18 protein-coding genes are annotated in these 19,273 nt (G+C 57.6%); 17 read left to right on the forward strand and 1 reads right to left on the reverse strand.

Annotated elements, in window-relative coordinates; translation table 11 throughout:
- Positions 1-34: 34 nt before the first annotated feature.
- Positions 35-2,056 carry a methyl-accepting chemotaxis protein gene (locus ACFSE1_RS09675; RefSeq protein WP_377399991.1) on the reverse strand — a complete coding sequence of 674 codons (2,022 nt, stop codon included), beginning with the start codon at positions 2,054-2,056 and terminating at the stop codon, positions 35-37.
- A 573-nt stretch (positions 2,057-2,629) separates the two neighbouring features.
- Here ACFSE1_RS09675 and ACFSE1_RS09680 point away from each other — a divergent pair.
- The 17 genes from ACFSE1_RS09680 (at position 2,630) to aidB (ending at position 19,236) form a co-directional block, all read left to right on the forward strand.
- Positions 2,630-5,554, forward strand: coding sequence for a hypothetical protein (locus ACFSE1_RS09680; protein WP_377399994.1), 2,925 nt, complete (start codon positions 2,630-2,632; stop codon positions 5,552-5,554).
- Between the two features lie 142 nt (positions 5,555-5,696).
- The gene (gene urtA, locus ACFSE1_RS09685; protein WP_377399997.1) at positions 5,697-6,986 is read left to right on the forward strand and encodes an urea ABC transporter substrate-binding protein; all 1,290 of its coding nucleotides are present in this window, start codon (positions 5,697-5,699) and stop codon (positions 6,984-6,986) included.
- A 129-nt stretch (positions 6,987-7,115) separates the two neighbouring features.
- Positions 7,116-8,723 (forward strand): urea ABC transporter permease subunit UrtB, encoded by a 1,608-nt coding sequence (gene urtB / locus ACFSE1_RS09690; protein WP_377400208.1) that lies wholly within the window; start codon positions 7,116-7,118, stop codon positions 8,721-8,723.
- Positions 8,720-9,889: an urea ABC transporter permease subunit UrtC gene (gene urtC / locus ACFSE1_RS09695; protein WP_377400000.1), complete on the forward strand. Its 1,170-nt coding sequence runs from the start codon at positions 8,720-8,722 to the stop codon at positions 9,887-9,889. The genes urtB and urtC overlap by 4 nt, the downstream gene beginning before the upstream one ends.
- A gap of 4 nt (positions 9,890-9,893) precedes the next feature.
- Entirely contained in the window at positions 9,894-10,652 is a 759-nt protein-coding gene (gene urtD / locus ACFSE1_RS09700; protein ID WP_377400003.1) for an urea ABC transporter ATP-binding protein UrtD, read from the forward strand.
- A gap of 7 nt (positions 10,653-10,659) precedes the next feature.
- Positions 10,660-11,355: an urea ABC transporter ATP-binding subunit UrtE gene (urtE, locus tag ACFSE1_RS09705; RefSeq protein ID WP_377400006.1), complete on the forward strand. Its 696-nt coding sequence runs from the start codon at positions 10,660-10,662 to the stop codon at positions 11,353-11,355.
- Between the two features lie 123 nt (positions 11,356-11,478).
- Positions 11,479-12,684, forward strand: coding sequence for a CE1 family esterase (locus ACFSE1_RS09710; protein WP_377400009.1), 1,206 nt, complete (start codon positions 11,479-11,481; stop codon positions 12,682-12,684).
- Positions 12,621-13,445, forward strand: coding sequence for an urease accessory protein UreD (locus ACFSE1_RS09715; RefSeq protein WP_377400012.1), 825 nt, complete (start codon positions 12,621-12,623; stop codon positions 13,443-13,445). Before ACFSE1_RS09710 ends, ACFSE1_RS09715 begins: the two co-directional genes overlap by 64 nt.
- A 21-nt stretch (positions 13,446-13,466) precedes the next feature.
- Positions 13,467-13,769: an urease subunit gamma gene (locus ACFSE1_RS09720; RefSeq protein ID WP_137136226.1), complete on the forward strand. Its 303-nt coding sequence runs from the start codon at positions 13,467-13,469 to the stop codon at positions 13,767-13,769.
- A gap of 4 nt (positions 13,770-13,773) precedes the next feature.
- Positions 13,774-14,028, forward strand: a complete 255-nt coding sequence (locus ACFSE1_RS09725) for a DUF1272 domain-containing protein (protein ID WP_377400015.1) — start codon at positions 13,774-13,776, stop codon at positions 14,026-14,028.
- A gap of 18 nt (positions 14,029-14,046) precedes the next feature.
- Positions 14,047-14,352 carry an urease subunit beta gene (locus tag ACFSE1_RS09730; RefSeq protein ID WP_377400018.1) on the forward strand — a complete coding sequence of 102 codons (306 nt, stop codon included), beginning with the start codon at positions 14,047-14,049 and terminating at the stop codon, positions 14,350-14,352.
- 28 nt (positions 14,353-14,380) lie between these two features.
- Positions 14,381-14,800 (forward strand): lysozyme inhibitor LprI family protein, encoded by a 420-nt coding sequence (locus tag ACFSE1_RS09735; protein ID WP_377400021.1) that lies wholly within the window; start codon positions 14,381-14,383, stop codon positions 14,798-14,800.
- A gap of 66 nt (positions 14,801-14,866) precedes the next feature.
- On the forward strand, positions 14,867-16,579 hold the full coding sequence (ureC, locus tag ACFSE1_RS09740) for an urease subunit alpha (protein WP_377400024.1): 1,713 nt from the start codon (positions 14,867-14,869) through the stop codon (positions 16,577-16,579).
- A gap of 20 nt (positions 16,580-16,599) precedes the next feature.
- Positions 16,600-17,106, forward strand: coding sequence for an urease accessory protein UreE (gene ureE, locus ACFSE1_RS09745; protein WP_377400027.1), 507 nt, complete (start codon positions 16,600-16,602; stop codon positions 17,104-17,106).
- Between the two features lie 6 nt (positions 17,107-17,112).
- Positions 17,113-17,784: an urease accessory protein UreF gene (locus tag ACFSE1_RS09750; RefSeq protein WP_377400211.1), complete on the forward strand. Its 672-nt coding sequence runs from the start codon at positions 17,113-17,115 to the stop codon at positions 17,782-17,784.
- Positions 17,785-17,803: 19 nt separating this feature from the next.
- A complete protein-coding gene (ureG, locus tag ACFSE1_RS09755) occupies positions 17,804-18,421 on the forward strand; it encodes an urease accessory protein UreG (RefSeq protein WP_377400030.1) in 618 nt (205 codons plus the stop codon).
- Entirely contained in the window at positions 18,418-19,236 is an 819-nt protein-coding gene (aidB, locus tag ACFSE1_RS09760) for an AidB family quorum-quenching N-acyl homoserine lactonase (protein WP_377400033.1), read from the forward strand. Before ureG ends, aidB begins: the two co-directional genes overlap by 4 nt.
- Positions 19,237-19,273 lie beyond the last annotated feature (37 nt).

Here is a 19,273-nt window from a genome sequence, read left to right on the forward strand (position 1 = left end):
CTCGCGCCCTTGCTTTATCCTGAAAGCGAATGAATCAGGCGACGCGGCGCATCTGCTGCTGCGAACTCCCGCTGATCTGGAAACGCTGAACCATTTCCCGCAGTGAGCGAGCCTCATCGTTCAGCACGGCAGATGCAGCGGAGGTCTCCTCAACCATCGCCGCATTCTGTTGCGTTGTCTGGTCCATGTGGTTCATCGCGATGTTGATTTCACGAAGGCCGGAGGCCTGCTCCTGCGCCGAGCGGGAAATGTGCTGGATGAGGCCGTTGACCGCCTGAACCTGTTCGGCGATGCGATGCAATGCCTCGCCGGTTTGGCCCACCAGGGCAACGCCTTGCTGCACCTGATCGCTGGAGGCCGAAATCAGGGCCTTGATTTCCTTGGCCGCATTGGCGGAACGCTGTGCCAGTTCGCGGACTTCCTGGGCGACAACGGCAAAGCCCTTGCCCGCTTCACCGGCGCGCGCAGCTTCGACGCCAGCATTCAGGGCAAGAAGGTTGGTCTGGAAAGCGATCTCATCAATCACGCCGATGATCTGGGTGACCTTGTTGGAAGAATTCTCAATGCCTTCCATGGCCGCCACGGCGCGTTGAACCACCTGGCCCGAGCGATCCGCATCGGCACAGGCGCCTTCGACCTTGTTCGCCGCATCGCCTGCATTATGTGCTGTTTCGTTGAGCTTTTCGCCAATCTCGCCCAGTGCGGCGGCGCTTTCCTCGAGGCTGGCGGCCTGCTGTTCCGTTCGCTTTGAAAGCTGGTCTGCGCTGCGGCTGATTTCGCCGCTTCCATCGCTGATGGTATGGGCGGACTGGTTAAGACGCGTGATGATCTGCTCAAGGCTGTTGACTGCGGAATTGAAGTCGTCGCGCAGGATCTTGTAGGAGTCCGGAAACTCCTCGTTGATGCGGTAGGTGAGGTTGCCATCCGAAAGGTGAGCAAGGCCCTTTCCAAGCGCATCGACAATGCGACGCTGTGTTTCGGCTGCGGCTGCACGCTCCTGTTCCGTCATGCTGCGGGCCTCGTCAGCGGCCAAACGCTGGCGTTCATTTGTCGCTTCCAGCGCGCGTCCGTCTGCAAGCTTATGGCGGAAGCTTTCAAGGGAAGTCGCCAAGGCACCGACTTCATCGCCGCGGTCCTGGCCAAACACCGGTTTGCCATAGTCGCCGGAAGATAGGCGGGCAACTTCCTGCAGCAGCTCGCTGAGTGGCTTCTGGATGTAAAGGCGAATAGCAAGGAGGAGGGCTGTAATGACGGCAGCAAGAATGACGATGGCACTTAGCACCAGCGTCATTGTCTGCTCATTGACGACAGCCGAGATGACGGAGACTGGTACATCCTCAATGATGTACCAGCGCATGCTGAGGCCGGACAGGTCGAATGGATAGATCACCCGGTAGACTTCGACACCCTCGGCGCCGCTGACACCCTTGATGATGGTTGTCTTGCCGTCTGTCAGCGCCTTCTGAACCTGTTCTTTGCCCTGTTGGTCGTAGTCCTTCATGACGAGAGAATCGTCTGGCGCGGTCAACCACTTGCCGGTTCCAGACAGAAGATAGACACGGCCCGTGCCGAAGGGGCGCTCGTTTTTCAAAGAATCCGCAAGGGTTCCCAGTCCGATATCGATGCCCAGGATGGCGCGCGTCGCACCATTCACGATGACCGGTTCTGCCACACTCATCATCATGAGGTTGCCTGCATTGTCCTCGCGGTACGGTTCTGTTGCTGCCGTCTTGCCGGTCTTGAGAGGCAGGGCATAATATTCGACATCGTACTTGATCTCTTCCGGCAGGATCAATTTCAAGCCGCTGCCGTCGCGCGTCCAGTAAGGCGAGAACACGCCGTCGGAATTTGTGCCTTTCGCCTGGTCAGGTCCGGGCGAAAGCTGTCCGTCGAAGCCCTTGTCGGTTTCCGTCATCCATGAGCCAAAGATCAGATCGAAGCCTTCGATGAGGGATGGCAGCGATGCCGTTACCATTTCGCGCGTCAGGTAGCCGGTTTCGAGTCCCTTCCGAACCTCGCCGGCCATGGAACGAGTCGCGCCAACGACCATGCTCATCTTGGCGTCAAACTATCGTGCGGTACTTTTGGCATCCAGTTCCGCCTGTACAAGCGTGTCTGTGGTTGCCCGTTCCCGAACCTGCATGACAATGAAAGTGAAAGTTGCAGTCAGAATGACTGCGATAACAGTAGTGCTCACAATCAGGAGCTTTATCGCCAAGGATTTGCTGAGTTTCGTATTCATTGAACATCCGGTCCCCGAAGCGCTGCATTCCTCACGAAATTCCTGTTCCGTTACGAATGCCGCCAATCCTCGGTAGATTTCACTATAACGTATAAAAATTTGCTAATTAACTTCTTCAATCTTAGGTAAGCAATTTCCGGCTCTGGCGCGCACAAATCTTCGGTTTAATTTCGATTTAGAAAAGCATTATATTATACAAACGATGATAATTCTGAGTTCTAATTTGATCTTTTAATGTTTTATCGGTTTTTCGCGGCAGAGTTTTCTCACAGATTGGCGCCTTTTTCCGTGACGGTGAAAACAATACTTTTAAAACTGTCATAAAACTTTTGGTTAACCAACTTAGTCACGCGCTGTAATCGAAATCTTCAAAAAGGTGTGAAGACTATGGTCAACAGCGTCGGAATTGCCGCAAGAAAAACAGAGGCTCCGCGACCGGAAAAACAGCCGCCTGCACCGGCAGCGGCAAATAGTTCCCATAAGCAGAACGCAGGTGGCTCTCAGCCCGCATCTGCGGGTGCTGCGAAAGGCGCAGCAACGCAAAAGGTCTCACCCTTTGCGGCAAATGATAAATCTGCCGCAAAGCCTCGAGAACGCAAGGACGCCGCTCCCAAGGCGGATGCAAAGGGTACGGCTGCGGCAAAGCCTGCCGAAGGCAAGGCTGCGAAAGGTACTGAGGTCGCTGACTCAGCGGCAAGCACCAAGAACGCCAAGGGAACTGAGGCTGCTGCCAAGCCAACGCAAGCAAAGGACACAGAGACCAAGGCGACCGGTGCCAAGGGCGCTGCCGCAGATAAGCCGGTTGACGGCAAGGATGCCGCTTCCAAGGCGGATGCGAAGGATACGGCTGCGACAAAGCCTGCCGAAGGCAAGGCTGCGAAAGGTACCGAGGTCGCTGACTCAGGGGCAAGCACCAAGAACGCCAAGGGAACTGAGGCTGCTGCCAAGCCAACGCAAGCAAAGGGCACAGAGACCAAGGCGACCGATGCCAAGGGCACTGCCGCAGATAAGCCGGTTGACGGCAACGATGTCGCTCCCAGCGCAGATGCGAAGGATACGGCTGCGGCAGAGCCTGCCGAAGGCAAGGCTGCGAAAGCTACCGAGGTAGCTGACTCAGGGGCAAGCACCAAGGGCGCCAAGCCAGCGGAGGCCAAGGCTGATCCCAAGTCCGCCGAAAGCAAAGGCAGCGAGGCTGCCACGGCGAAGCCCGCCGAAACCAAGACCTTTGAAGCCAGATATCCGAAGGAAACCGATGCAAAGACTGCGTTGAAGAGCGATAAAACCGACGCCAAGGCAGCGGATGCCAAGGTCGATGAGAAGACCGTCGACGGCAAGAGTGGCGACGAAATGACGGCCTCTGAGGCATCGAAAGGCTCAAAAGCTTCCAAGGAAGCGCTTGATACGAAGGCGAAAGAAAACCTGAAGAGTGATGTCACCGCGCGCGGTGAAGTTCAGGCGCAGCAGCTTGCTGAATCAAAGGCCGTACAGGGAGATGGCGGCAAGCAACGATACATCAATTATGATGGATTGAAGGATGTTCCTCGAAACACTGCTCCTCCCAAAGATTATCGCTACGGGGGTTTGAACGAGAACGACAAGCTCGTCATGCAGTACATGAACCGTGACCGTGAGGCCATGGACAAAGTCGGGCCTCTGCCGGATGTGTCTGCCTATCAAAACAAGGTACAAACCGATCCCATTACAAAGTCGGATGTTCTTGAAAGTCAGCATTGGCAGAGAATAGGAATTGCTTCAGAAACATTCGAATCTGATGCCAAGCAACTCGACAACCAGAAATTTTCTCTTCTCAAAGATAGTCTCGCCGGTGTGGATCGAGGCTTCGTTAATCCGGACAATTACAAGAATCTGGGCAGCCTCAATGCGGAGCAGAAGTCGGCCCTTCTCGTTGATCTCGTCGAGTTGAAACAAAACTTCAACGCCTACGACAATAATTATGGAGATAGCGTTCCGGGGATTGATAAGGTCGGCCAGAACATCGACGATCGCATTAATACGCTCATGGGAGACGCCGATACGCGCACGCATGTGAACATGATGGCCGGTAAGGCGATCCAGGATTATGTCGCGCGTCCTGAAAATGGTGATCTTCAGCACCGTCTAAAAACGGCGTATCTCGATGATATAGTGGGTGGAAAAGCGCTTGATCGGGAATTGCAGAAAGGCAAGAGCTTCGACGAAGCCGTGCAGGCCTACAATTCCGAGCTGACGACTTTGACGGAAGCTTTGCCTTCTGACTTCGTCAGGCTGAAGATGAACGTTGCCACAGCAACCCTCTCTCAGCGAGTGCAGGATCATTATCTGGGAGATGGTACACCCGGCGATCTGACGCCGTTCGCAGCGGATGAGAAAGGTAATTCTGCTGCCCTCAAACCGGCAGCGGATGCATTGGCTCTGCAATTCATGGGGCAAAATGCCGACAACGCAAAGATGAATCAGGTCGCGTTGAAGGTCAACTACGCCCAGGATATCACCCGGGATGCTAATGCGGTTATCAATCTCATGCGCGGCGGCATGAAGCTGGACGATGCAATCACAGGTCTGCGTAATTCGGTCGGTGAACGCACTGCCCCGGTGGGAGTGGATGGTGATGCCTATAAGGCCGGTGTCATTCATGGCGCTCAAGCCTTGGCCATGAGCAGTGTTCTTGTTTCCCGCAGTCTGCAGCCGGGCAAGGCCTGGACACCGGATGAAATTGCAGCATCCGTGGGGCAGGGCGTACAGATCACCGGCATGGTGACGGAAGGGCTGGCCAAGAATCTGGATGCCGCGGGCAAGCGTTTCAGTGCTTTCGGAACCACCGATGGCACCTTCGGCAAGGCGCTTTCTTCTGTCGTCAATGCAAAGAACCTCGAGGCCGGGGGCAAAATCCTGGGCGCTGCGGGCGGCGCTGCCATGGCAGGTCTGTCCTTTTACAGCGCCTCCCGCTCCATCAAGCAGGGTGAACCTGTCAAGGGTGCGCTTGAGATCATCAGCGGTACTGCGGGGGCGGCGTCTGCTGCCATCGGCTTTACGGAAGGCATGGTGCATCTTACCAACGCCATTCCGCGCCTCTTTCATGCTGCCGGCGTAACCGCAGACGTGGCTTCCATGGCATCAGGGGCCTTCAAGTCCGTCATGGCAACCGGCGGGGTCGTCGCCGGTGCAGTGGGCGCATTGGCAGGCTTCGGACTTGGTCTCTACGATATGATCAAGGGTGTGCAGAAGCTCGACAAGATGGAGGTGAAGCTCAACGAAAAGCTGGCGAAATACACCGGCGATGAGGTGAACTTCGAGTTCAGGCCCAAGCTGTAAACGCGGGCTGACTGCCCTTGCCCCCTGGTCCCATACGTCATTCGACGTATGGGATTTTGCAGTGCAGCGACGGATAGTTCGTGAAGCAACGGTTAACGCCTGGCTTCACGGGCCGTTGCCTAACAAGAAGAGGGGTTCGACCATGACAATCAAGTCCAAGCTTGGCGGTGCGCTGATCGCCGCTATCATGTCCACCACTGCCTTCCACGGCGCCTTTGCTGCCGACGACACAATCAAGATCGGAGTTCTTCACTCGCTTTCCGGCACTATGGCGATTTCCGAGACGACGCTGAAAGACGCCATGCTGATGCTCATCGACGAGCAGAACAAGAAGGGCGGCGTTCTGGGCAAGAAGCTGGAAGCCGTGGTTGTGGATCCGGCTTCCGATTGGCCGCTGTTTGCCGAAAAGGCGCGCGAGCTGATTTCGAAGGACAAAGTTGCGGCCGTTTTCGGTTGCTGGACATCCTCGTCGCGCAAGTCCGTTCTTCCGGTGTTCGAAGAGCTGAATTCCATCCTCTTCTATCCGGTTCAGTATGAAGGCGAGGAATCCTCGCGCAACATCATTTACACGGGTGCAGCGCCGAACCAGCAAGCCATTCCGGCTGTCGATTACCTCATGAATGCGGAAGGCGTCGAGCGCTTCGTGCTGGAAGGTACCGACTACGTTTACCCGCAGACGACGAACAAGATCCTGAAGGCCTATCTCATGTCCAAGGGCGTGAAGGCCGAGGACATCATGGTCAACTACACGCCATTCGGCTTCTCTGACTGGCAGACGGAAGTTTCCAAGATCAAGGCCTTCGGTTCGGCAGGCAAAAAGACGGCCGTTGTGTCCACCATCAATGGTGACGCCAATGTGCCCTTCTACAAGGAACTGGCAAACCAGGGCATCAAGGCGGAAGATATTCCAGTTGTCGCCTTCTCGGTTGGTGAAGAAGAACTGGCCGGCATCGACACCAAGCCTCTCGTCGGTCATCTGGCTGCCTGGAACTATTTCCAGTCCGTCGATGCGCCGGTCAATGCCGAGTTCATCAAGACCTGGCACGCCTTCACCAAGAACGACAAGCGCGTGACGAACGATCCGATGGAAGCAGCTTATATCGGCTTCAATGCCTGGGTGAAGGCTGTCGAAGCGGCAGGTACCACAGAGACAGACAAGGTTCTCGACAGCATTGTCGGCGTTTCCGTGCCAAACCTCACGGGCGGCTATTCAACCGTCATGCCGAACCATCACATCACCAAGCCGGTATTGATCGGCGAAATCCAGGCGAATGGCCAATTCGAAGTGGTGCAGCAGACGCCAGCCGTCGTGGGCGATGAATGGTCGGATTACCTGCCGGATTCAAAGGACCTGATCTCCGATTGGCGCAAGCCCATGTCCTGCGGCAATTTCAACACTGCCACCGGCAAGTGCGGCGGCAAGGGCAGCTAAGATTGGTCCTTTGACCTTGCTGTAATGCTGACGTTCTAGACCACGCTTACCCCTCTTTGTCCTGCAGATCAGAGGGGGGTGAGCCCCACGCACTGGCGCTTGCTGCGCCTTTTGCAATGAGGGGCTGAAATTATGCTACGACTTTTCCTATCAAACCTCTTTCTGGTTTTCGCGCTCGCCGCACCCTCTTTTGCCCAATCTGACCCGCAAGCACTGTTCAATGCGCTTGCAAAGGCGGATTTCAAGCAGGCAGAGCAATTGATCGGCCAATTGGCCGCAACCGGCGATCCGCGCGTGGTGCCTGCCCTGGAAGCCTTCGCGGAAGGCGAACTTTATGCACGCAAAGCCGATAATGCCGTTTTCATCATAAGGCCCGCTGGCGCGACTGTTTCCCTGATCGATCCCTTGAGCGGCGAGGTGGCTGGCGAAGCGCCCAAAGCATCGCTGGCCAAGTTGAAGATCAATAACAATCTGCGCCGCGTCATCCGCTCGGCCCTTGGCGGGCTGACGCTGCTCAGCCCCGATAAGGCCGTGTGTATGGCCGCCGCCGATGCGGTTCTGAAATCCCCCAGCGCTGAGAATTTGGAACTGGTGGAGGTCGCGCTTGCCAAGGAAACCGATGGGCAGGTGAGAAGGCGCATGGAAGAGGCACGCGCTGCTTCCATCCTGATTTCCGAGCGCTCGGTGGACGAGAAGCGTCAGGCGATTTCCACCATTGCCAATCTTGGCGGTCGCGATGGCATCAGCATCCTCATGTCGGTTTCTTCCTCCATTGATGCCAGCCTGAAGCCGGATCTGGACAAGGCGATTTCCGCCATTGAAACCAATCTGAACTTCTGGGAAATCGGCCAGAATGTCTGGTACGGCATGTCGCTCGGTTCCGTGCTGCTGCTCGCCGCCATCGGCCTTGCCATCACCTTTGGTGTCATGGGTATTATCAATATGGCGCATGGCGAAATGGTCATGCTCGGTGCTTACTCAACCTTTATGGTGCAGGAGACGATCCGCAGCCACGCACCGCACCTGTTCGATTGGTCGCTGGCGATTGCGCTTCCCGTTGCCTTTCTCGTTACCGGTGCTGTCGGTCTCGTCATCGAGCGCGGCGTTATCCGCTTTCTCTATGGTCGCCCGCTGGAAACGCTGCTGGCCACCTGGGGCGTTTCACTCATCCTCCAGCAATTGGTGCGCTCCATCTTTGGACCGACGAACCAAGAGGTTGGAAACCCGTCCTGGATGTCCGGTGCCTTTGCGCTGGGCGGCTTGCAAATCACCTGGAACCGCCTCTGGATCGTTGCCTTTTCGCTTTCGATCTTTGTTGGACTCCTGATCCTGATGAAACGTTCCGCCTTCGGCCTGCAAATGCGGGCAGTGACGCAGAACCGGCGCATGGCCTCTTCCATGGGCATTCGCACTCCCTGGGTCGATGCCTTCACTTTCGCGCTCGGGTCTGGCATTGCCGGTATCGCCGGAGTGGCGCTCAGCCAGATCGACAACGTGTCTCCGAACCTCGGTCAGTCCTACATTATCGATAGCTTCATGGTCGTGGTCTTCGGCGGCGTCGGTAATCTCTGGGGCACACTGGTGGGCGCCCTGTCACTCGGCATTCTCAACAAGTTCCTGGAGCCCTGGACCGGTGCCGTGCTCGGCAAGATCCTCGTGCTCGTTCTCATCATCCTCTTCATCCAGAAGAAACCGCGCGGCCTGTTCGCGCTCAAGGGAAGGGCGGTGGAAGCATGATTTCCAGCTTCATTCTGCGCGCTCTGGAAGGCCGCATTCTCGTTACTGTCGCCATCATCCTTGCTGTGGCGGTGGCTGTTCCAGCCAGCAACCTGCTGCTGCCGCCGGAAAGCGCACTCCATGTTCCAACCTATGCCATGTCACTGATGGGCAAGTATCTTTGCTATGCGCTGCTGGCGCTGGCGCTCGATCTCGTCTGGGGCTATTGCGGCATTCTTTCGCTTGGTCATGGCGCGTTCTTTGCCCTCGGCGGCTATGCCATGGGCATGTATCTCATGCGACAGATCGGTTCCCGCGGTGTCTATGGCGATCCTCTGCTGCCGGATTTCATGGTGTTCCTGAACTGGAAGGAACTCCCGTGGTTCTGGCATGGCTTCGATATGTTCTGGTTCGCTTGCCTCATGGTGCTGGTGGTGCCGGGCCTGCTGGCCTTCGTCTTCGGTTGGTTTGCCTTCCGATCCCGTGTCAACGGCGTCTATCTTTCCATCATCACGCAGGCCATGACCTATGCGCTGATGCTCGCTTTCTTCCGCAACGATATGGGCTTTGGCGGCAATAACGGCCTGACGGATTACAAGGATATTCTGGGCTTTTCCGTGCAGGCGGATGGCACGCGTGCTGTTCTTTTCGCCCTCTCGGCCGTGATGCTGTCGCTCTGCCTCGTGCTGGCCTCGGCCATTACCCGCTCCAAGTTCGGCAAGGTGCTGGTGGGCGTGCGCGATGCGGAAAGCCGGGTGCGCTTTCTTGGCTTCCGGGTGGAAAACATCAAGCTCTTCACCTTCGTCACCTCCGCCATGATGGCTGGCATTGCTGGTGCGCTTTTCGTGCCGCAGGTCGGCATCATCAATCCGGGTGAATTCGCGCCTGCCAATTCCATCGAAGTCGTGGTGTGGACGGCGGTTGGCGGTCGCGGCACCCTGATCGGCCCGATCATCGGCGCTGTGCTGGTGAATGGCGGCAAGAGCTTCTTCACCGGGGCTTTCCCGGAATTCTGGCTCTATGCGCTGGGCGCTCTCTTCATCTTCGTTACGCTCTTTTTGCCCAAGGGCATTGTCGGCACGGTGCAACAGCGGCATGCGCACCGTAAGGCGTTGAAGGCTTCGGTTCGTGGCGAAGCCGGGCAGAATGACGATCAACCGGCATCACGCATTCAGGCGGCGGAGTGAAATCATGGATATCACCGACAGCAAATCCAAGTCGCTGCTTTACCTCGATGGCGTATCCGTCTCCTTCGACGGCTTCAAGGCGCTGAATTCCCTGTCTTTTGTTGTGGAGCCGGGGGAGCTGCGTGCCATCATCGGCCCGAACGGGGCTGGCAAAACGACGATGATGGACATCATCACCGGCAAGACCAGGCCCGACAGTGGCACGGTTCTGTTTGAAGACACGATAGATCTGACGAAACGGGATGAGGCAGACATTGCCCAACTCGGCATCGGGCGGAAGTTCCAGAAGCCGACCGTGTTCGAAAGCCATACGGTGTGGGATAATCTGGAGCTGGCGCTGAACCGCAAGCGGGGTGTCTTTGCCACGCTTTTCTATCGTCTTTCGGGTGAGGACCGTGACCGGATCGAGGAAATCCTCACCACTATTCGCCTCACGCATCGGCGCGACGAACTGGCAGCCAACCTTTCGCACGGCCAGAAGCAATGGCTGGAAATCGGCATGCTGCTGGCGCAGGAGCCGAAGCTTTTGCTGGTGGATGAGCCGGTGGCGGGCATGACCGATGCCGAAACCGCCGAGACTGCCATTCTGCTGCGCGAAATCGCCAAGAGCCGTTCGGTGGTCGTGGTGGAGCACGATATGGGCTTCATCCGCGATCTGGGCGTGAAGGTCACGTGTCTGGCGGAAGGTTCGGTGCTTGCCGAAGGATCAATCGATTTCGTGTCGAGTGATCCGAAGGTTATTGAGAATTATCTGGGGCGGTGAGGGCACCATGCTGACAGTCGATAACATCAATCTCCACTATGGCGCAGCCCAGGCCTTGCGCGGCGTTTCCATCGAAGCGCCCATGGGCAAGATCACCTGCGTTCTTGGCCGCAACGGGGTCGGCAAAAGCTCGCTTTTGCGCGCTATCACCGGGCAACAGCCCATCAGCGGCGGCGCGATTGCCTTCAATGGCGAAAGCCTGGAAGGTCTTGCCCCCTACCATCGCGCCAGCCGAGGCATTGGTTATGTGCCGCAAGGGCGCGAAATCTTTCCGCTGTTGACGGTGAAGGAAAATCTGGAAACGGGCTTTGCGCCGCTGCCGCGCAAGGAGCGCTTCATCCCTGACGACATTTTCAGCCTGTTTCCCGTGCTCAGTTCCATGCTCGCACGGCGAGGTGGAGATCTGTCCGGCGGACAGCAACAACAACTTGCAATTGGCCGCGCCATGGTAACACGGCCTAGAGTACTTGTTCTGGATGAACCGACAGAAGGTATTCAGCCATCTATTATTAAGGATATTGGCAGAGCCATTCGATATCTGCGCGATTCAACGGGGATGGCGATCCTTCTGGTCGAACAATATCTCGACTTCTGCCGGGAACTGGCGGATCATGTTTACATCATGGATCGGGGCGAGATCGTTCATCAGGGGGCCGCAGAAACACTGGATACGCCGGAGGCACGCCGACATCTGACAGTGTAACGCATTTTGCATGGCTGCCTCCCGGGAGCGGGGTTTATAAGGTTTATCTAATGTGATAGTCGGAGCGCGGTTTTCATCCATCGCATGTCCCCTTTCCACGCACTCTTCTTCGCGAGGCGCTTGATGGCATTTGGAATTCGCTCTGGTTCGCTCGTTCGCGCTCTTGCCCGTGTTGCTGCGGCTGGAGCATTTTTATTGGGCGCGAGTGTTGTGGCCGAGGCTGCCGGTTGCGGCACGCCGGTTCAGCCGGGCTATCATGAAATGTCGCTGGAGGTTGGCGGCGTGCTCCGTTACGGCCTGGCGTTCATTCCGCAAGGCTATACCGGCCATGACAAGCTGCCTGTGGTGTTCGATTTCCACGGCAGTAACAGCAATCCGCGCGGACAGATGGTGCGCAGCTCCTGGGATAAGGTGGCGGCGAAGAATGGCTTCATCATTTTCGCTCCGCAGGGCAGCCTTTCCGGCAATACGTCCGGCACCTATGCCTGGAATGTTCCGGGCGTGACTTTTCGCGAAGGTGGGCTGGATGAGGTTGCCTATATCAAGGCAGCGGTGGAACGTGTGAAGCAGGAATATTGCGTCGATCCCGCGCAGATTTACGCCTCCGGCTATTCCGGCGGCGGGCGCATGCTGTCTGCCTATCTCTGTTCCGGCGCGGGGGATTTCAGCGCTGCCGGTTTCGTCAATTCCCTGCGTGTCGGCCTTCCGGTAGAGAACGCTGAAGGCAAATGGGGGCCGGACCCTGCCACCTGCGCGCCTGCCAAGCCGATCTCCATCATGGCCTTTGCGGGCGTGAGGGACGAGCAGAACCCTTATTCCGGCGGCGGCAAGCCTTACTGGCAATATGGCTTCAAGACCGCTCTTCAGCGCTGGATGGAGCTGGATGGCTGCAAGCCCGGTGGCAAGCCGGACACCATTGACGGCGTAACCTACAGCCTTTTCGATACCTGCCAGAAGGGCGCGCGCATTGCGACCTATGAATTCGAAAACGGCACGCATGACTGGCCAAAGCCGAGCGCCAAGGCCAATGTGATTGCGGCAGCCACTGACGGCCAGGCCGCCGGTGTGGTTAAGGTTTCATCGGTCAAGAAGCCAAGCTTCGATCCAAATGTTGATCCGGCCTACCGGATGTGGGACTTCTTCCGTAAAGCCGATAGTACAGATGTCGTCGCAACTGCCCAACCTTCCGCCCCCAAGGCCAAGGTTCAGGCGGTGGGTTGTGCGGCGGATGGAGTTTCGGCCATGACCAATGCCGAGGGAATGACGTGCAGCAACAGCCAGCCGGTGGAGCAGCGCCGCAGCGCGCTCGGGGTAAAGGGCGCCTTGTAACCAAGCAACTGGCGGGCCGAACAAGGCTCGCCACCCTCTATCAGGAAGGTTGCGGCAAGATTCGTCTGCCGGAAACCTTCGACAATTCCCTCGAAGCCATTCTCATCAACAGTTCCGGCGGCTTGACCGGCGGTGATCGGCTGGAATGGTCTTTGTGCGCCGGACCGGGCACGGATGTGACCGTGACCACACAGGCCAATGAGAAGATTTACAAGGCTTCTGCCGATACGGCCCTTCTGAAAAGTGAAATAGAGGCCGGGGAGGGTAGCCGTGTGGCCTGGCTGCCGCAGGAAAGCATCCTGTTCGACCGCGCGTCTCTCACCCGCGAACTTCATGTCGATCTGGCCCCAAGTGCTGAATTTCTCGCTGTTGAGGCCGTGATCCTCGGTCGCACAGCAAGGGGGGAGCGCACTGAACAGGGCTTCTTTCGGGATCGTTGGCGTGTGCGCCGTGGGGGCAAGCTCATTCATGCGGAAGAGGTGCGGATGGAGGGCGAGATTGCTTCGCTTGGCCAGCAATCCGCCGTGCTTTCGGGTAAGGTTGCCTTCGCCACCGTGCTCTACACAGGCCCGCATCTGGAAGCCTATCTGCCGCGACTTCAGCCAGTTCTCGACCAAGGTTATGCAGGCGCAAGCCTGTGGAAGGATAAGCTTGTTATCCGGGCCGCGGCTGAGGATGGTTTTGCGCTGCGAAAACTTCTGGTTCCGGTCATTTCGCTCTTGCGAAAAGACGCAAACGTGCCGAAAGTCTGGAACATCTGAGCGATAAAAATCGGGGAACCCATGAACCTCAGTCCAAGAGAAAAAGACAAGCTGCTGATTTCCATGGCCGCCATGGTGGCCCGCCGCCGCCTGGAGCGCGGCGTGAAGCTGAATTACCCGGAAGCCATTGCACTGATTACCGATTTCGTGGTCGAAGGCGCGCGCGACGGCCGCGCCGTGCCAGACCTCATGGAAGCGGGTGCTCATGTGATTACCCGCGATCAGGTGATGGAAGGCGTAGCGGAGATGATCCACGATGTGCAGGTGGAAGCAACCTTTCCCGATGGCACCAAGCTGGTGACTGTTCACGAGCCGATCCGGTAACGCCATGCTCCAGCTTCGACCCAATTGCGAATGCTGCGATCGCGATCTTGCCCCGGATAGCCGAGAGGCGATGATTTGCAGTTTTGAATGCACCTTTTGCGCCGATTGTGTGGAAAGCCGCCTGAAAGGGGCGTGCCCGAACTGCGGCGGTGAATTGGTGCGGCGGCCTGTGCGCCCGGCGGGGAAACTTGCCAATAATCCAGCATCCACCGTGCGTGTCCTCAAGGCTGAAGGCTGTGTGGATATGAGCGCTGCCTGAAAGAGAGGGGAAGATATTATGATCCCAGGAGAAATTATTGCCGCGAAGGGCGATATCGAACTCAATGCAGGCCAGCCGACGGTGACGATCACGGTTGCCAACACGGGTGATCGCCCGGTGCAGGTGGGTAGCCACTATCATTTCTATGAGGCCAATGCGGGGCTGTCTTTCGAACGCGAAAAGGCACGCGGCATGCGGCTGGATATTCCGGCGGGAACGGCGGTGCGATTTGAGCCCGGCCAGACGCGGGAAGTGACACTGATTGCGCTTTCCGGCAAGCGTGAGGTCTATGGTTTTCGTCAGAAGATCATGGGCGCTCTGTGAGGAGGCGGTTCAGATGGGGAGGCGCACAATGAAAATACTCCTTGCCGTCATGCTGTGCGGCTGCGTGCTGTTGCAGGATGGGCCTTCCTCTGCGGAAGAAAAGCCGCAATTCGACTGCGGCAACAAGGAAACGCAGATGGAAATGAACGCCTGCGCCCAGGAAGAATATGATGCGGCGGACAAGGTGCTCAACGATCAATGGAAGCTGACGCGCAAGGCCATGGCCGATTGGGACAAGGAGCTGGAAGAAGACCAGCGCGGCGCGGAAACAGCGTTGTTGCAAGCTCAACGCGCCTGGATCACCTATCGGGATAACCAGTGCATAGCGGAAGGCTTTCAGGCCCGTGGTGGCACGCTGGAAACCATGCTGAATATTGTCTGCCTGACGCGCATGACGAAGAACCGCACGCAGGAACTCAAAGATCTCGCCGAGCCACTCGGTCAATAACAAACCTCGGGTGGAGCAGGCGCGAGGGGCGTCGCTTCATCCATGCATGATGGAGCAAAAGAGCCCATGCCTTACAAGATGTCCCGTGCTGCCTATGCCAGCATGTTCGGCCCCACAGTGGGCGACAAGGTTCGCCTTGCCGATACCGAACTCTTCATCGAGGTGGAGAAGGATTTTACCACCTATGGCGAAGAGGTGAAATTCGGCGGCGGCAAGGTTATCCGCGATGGCATGGGTCAGAGCCAGGTGAGCCGCGAGGACGGCGCTGTCGATACGGTTATCACCAATGTCGTGATTGTCGATCATACAGGCATTGTGAAGGCTGATATTGGCCTGAAAGACGGGCGCATTGTCGCAATTGGCAAGGCAGGCAACCCGGATACGCAGCCGGGCGTCAACATCATCGTCGGCCCCGGCACGGAAGCGATTGCGGGTGAGGGCAAGATCGTCACCGCTGGCGGCATGGATGCACACATCCACTTCATCTGCCCGCAGCAGATTGAAGAAGCTTTGATGAGCGGTCTCACTTGCATGCTGGGCGGCGGAACCGGCCCGGCGCATGGCACGCTCGCCACCACCTGCACGCCGGGGCCCTGGCATATTGCCCGCATGATCGAGGCGGCGGATGCCTTTCCCATGAACCTGGCTTTTGCCGGCAAGGGCAATGCATCGCTGCCGAAGGCACTTGAGGAAATGGTTCTGGGCGGCGCGACGTCACTCAAGTTGCACGAGGATTGGGGCACCACGCCCGGCGCTATCGATTGCTGCCTCTCGGTTGCCGATGACTATGACGTGCAGGTGATGATCCACACCGATACGCTCAACGAATCGGGCTTCGTGGAAGATACGGTCGGTGCCATCAAGGGCCGCACCATTCACGCCTTCCATACGGAAGGGGCGGGTGGTGGCCACGCGCCGGATATCATCAAGATCTGCGGCGAGTTGAACGTTATTCCGTCGTCCACCAACCCGACAAGGCCTTACACGATCAATACGCTTGCCGAGCATCTGGACATGCTGATGGTCTGCCATCATCTGTCGCCCTCCATTCCGGAAGACATTGCCTTTGCCGAAAGCCGCATCCGCAAGGAAACCATTGCGGCGGAAGACATTCTGCACGATATCGGCGCGTTTTCGATTATTTCATCGGATAGTCAGGCCATGGGTCGCGTCGGTGAGGTGATTATCCGCACCTGGCAGACGGCGGACAAAATGAAGCGCCAGCGCGGCGCTCTGCCGCAGGAAACCGGCGACAACGATAACTTTCGCGTTCGCCGCTATGTCGCGAAATACACGATCAACCCGGCGATTGCGCATGGTGTCTCCCATGAGGTCGGCTCCATCGAAGTGGGCAAGCGCGCCGATCTGGTGATCTGGAACCCGGCCTTCTTCGGGGTTAAGCCGGATATGGTGCTGATGGGTGGCGTGATTGCTGCAGCGCCGATGGGTGATCCGAATGCATCGATCCCAACGCCGCAGCCGGTGCATTATCGCCCGATGTTTGGCGCCTACGGCAAGGCTCGCACAAACTCCTCCGTCACCTTCGTTTCTCAGGCGGCTCTGGACAATGGTCTTGCCAATCGCCTTGGCGTTGCCAAGCAATTGGTTGCGGTGAAGAACACGCGGGGCGGCATTTCCAAGAAATCCATGATCCTCAACGATCTTACTCCGAAGATCGAGGTGGACCCGGAAACCTATGAAGTGCGTGCCGATGGTGAATTGCTGACCTGCGAGCCAGCAACGGTTCTGCCCATGGCACAGCGCTACTTCCTGTTTTGATCTTCTGAGAGTTTCATACAATGCAGCATGTTCATTCCTATCGTCCCGCTGGCGAAGTCACCGATCCGCCAATCGATACTGTCACGCTACCGCACGATCTGCGCCATCTGCGACGCAAGCTTCTGCACCTTTCCAATGGCGATATGGTGATGCTGGATCTGAAGGAAGCGGTGCTGTTCCACGATGGTGACCGGCTGGTGCTGGATAATGGCGACACCGTGGAAGTGAAGGCGGCGGCGGAAAAGCTGTTCGAGGTAAAAGCGCGTGATACGCTGCATCTGATCGAACTGGCATGGCATCTGGGCAACCGCCACCTTTCAGCTCAGATCGAGGAACGCCGCATTCTCATTCTGCGCGATCATGTGATCCGCTCGATGCTGCAAGGACTGGGTGCAACAGTGACGGAAGTGGAAGAACCCTTCCAGCCTGCGCGCGGGGCCTATCACAGCCACGGTCATTCCCATGATCACGGCCATAACCACGGGCATGGCCACGATCATCATCACCACGGCCATCATCACGATTGATCGGTGATGCAGAGCGCTTCCAGCACGCAAAGCCTGCTGCGCCTCATGGCATGGCTTTCCCCTGCCTTTCCGGTGGGGGGCTTTGCCTATTCCTCCGGTCTGGAGCGGGCGGTTCATGACCGGCTGGTGACGGATGCGCACACTTTAAAAGCTTGGCTTTCGACGCTTCTCTGCCACGGTACTTTGTGGAACGATGCGGTTCTTCTGTGCGCGGCAATGTGTGCCAGTGAAAATGAGAGCGATCTTGCGGAGCTTTGCGAATTGGCGCTGGCACTTGCCGGCTCTGCGGAGCGGCATCAGGAAACGCTGCTTCTCGGCAAGGCATTCATCGCCGCCGCGCAAGCCTGGCCGTCGCATGTTTTTGCGCTTTTGCCGAGAGATTGCGCTTATCCGGTTGCTGTGGGTGCGGTCGCTGCGGCGCATGGAATTGTAGCGGAGGGGGCCGTTGCTGGCTTTCTTCATGCAGGACTGTCGCAAGGTGTTTCGGCAGGCATAAGATTAGGCGTGGCCGGACAGCAGGATGGCGTGCGCATTTTGGCGGAGCTTGAGCCTAGGCTGGCGGCTGTCGCAGCTAAGGCTGCCGCCTCAGATCTCGATGATCTGGGCACGGCAGCCGTGCAGGCGGATATTGCCTCGTTTCGCCATGAAACGCAGGTCTCGCGCCTGTTTCGGTCATGAATCACGTTAGGGGACGACAATGAAATCGACGAATGGACCATTGCGTGTCGGCATTGGTGGCCCGGTCGGGTCCGGCAAGACGGCGCTGACGGAAAAGCTCTGCAAGGCCATGCGCGAGCACTATTCCGTGGCGGTGGTGACCAATGATATCTACACCAAGGAAGATGCCGAGGCGCTGGTGCGGATGCAGGCTTTGTCTTCCGACCGCATTGTTGGTGTGGAAACGGGCGGCTGCCCGCACACGGCCATTCGCGAGGATGCGACGATCAATCTGCAGGCGATTGCCGGGTTGAACGAGCGTTTTCCCGATCTCGATGTCATCTTCATCGAATCCGGTGGCGATAATCTGGCCGCGACCTTCTCGCCGGATCTGGCGGATATCACCATTTACGTGATTTCCACCTGCCAGGGTGAGGAAATCCCGCGCAAGGGCGGGCCGGGTATCACCCGCTCCGATCTTCTGGTCATCAACAAGAAGGATCTGGCTCCCTATGTCGGTGCCGATCTCGATGTGATGGACCGCGATGCAGCCCGTATGCGTGACGCCAAGCCCTTTGTATTTACGGATCTAAAGCGGGGCGAGGGCGTGGACCACATTGTTCGTTTCCTTGAAACGCATGGAGGGCTTGCCGCATGAATGCAACCAGGCGCTTTGGTCCCTATGACGTAACGATCCTCATCGATGGTGTGTACAAGGCACCGAAGGAGCATCTGCATCACGCGGCACGCCTGGACAAGCGTGATGCGGCGGTGGCGGCTTGCGACACCCCGACCATCGATATGGATGTGAATTTCTTTGTCCTTTCCGTGCCCGACGGGATCATGCTGGTGGATGCAGGCACCGGGCCCTATTGGGGGCCGGAGCTTGGGCTTGGTCGTGCGGCACTGAAAGCGGCAGGAATCTCGCGCAGCGATGTGAAGCGTGTTCTTGTGACCCACTTGCACGGCGATCATGCGCTTGGATTGTTTGGAGACGAGGGACGCTATTTTCCGGACGCGGAAATCGTAGTGCCGGAGGCAGACCTTGCCTTTTTCACCAGGACTGAACTGAAGGAAACGGTGCCCGCCAATCGGCGCGGTGGGTTTGATATCGCCGCCCGGCTTCTCGAGGTTTACGCAGATCGTGTCACCCCTGTTGCAGAGGGGCCGGTTCTGCCGGGAATAGAGTTGGTTTCAATGCCCGGTCACACACCCGGCCATTCCGGTTATCTGATCGGCGAAGCCAACGATAAGCTTGTCATCTGGGGAGACCTGGTGCACGCTCCCTCAATGCAGCTGGACGACCCGGATTTCTGCTTCATCTATGATGCCGATGCGGCTTTGGGCGCTGAGAGCAGGCGACGCATTTTCGCCCGTGCGTTTGAGGAAGGCTGGGTGGCATCCGGCGGTCACGTATCAGGTTTTGTGCGAGTGGAACGGACAGGCGAGAGCTGGCAGTTCATCCCGGCGTGACCTGAAAAAAAAGCCGGAGCGATTGTCCGGCCTTTAT

It is taken from the genome of Affinirhizobium helianthi (genome assembly GCF_042680945.1).
Taxonomy (GTDB): domain Bacteria; phylum Pseudomonadota; class Alphaproteobacteria; order Rhizobiales; family Rhizobiaceae; genus Neorhizobium; species Neorhizobium helianthi.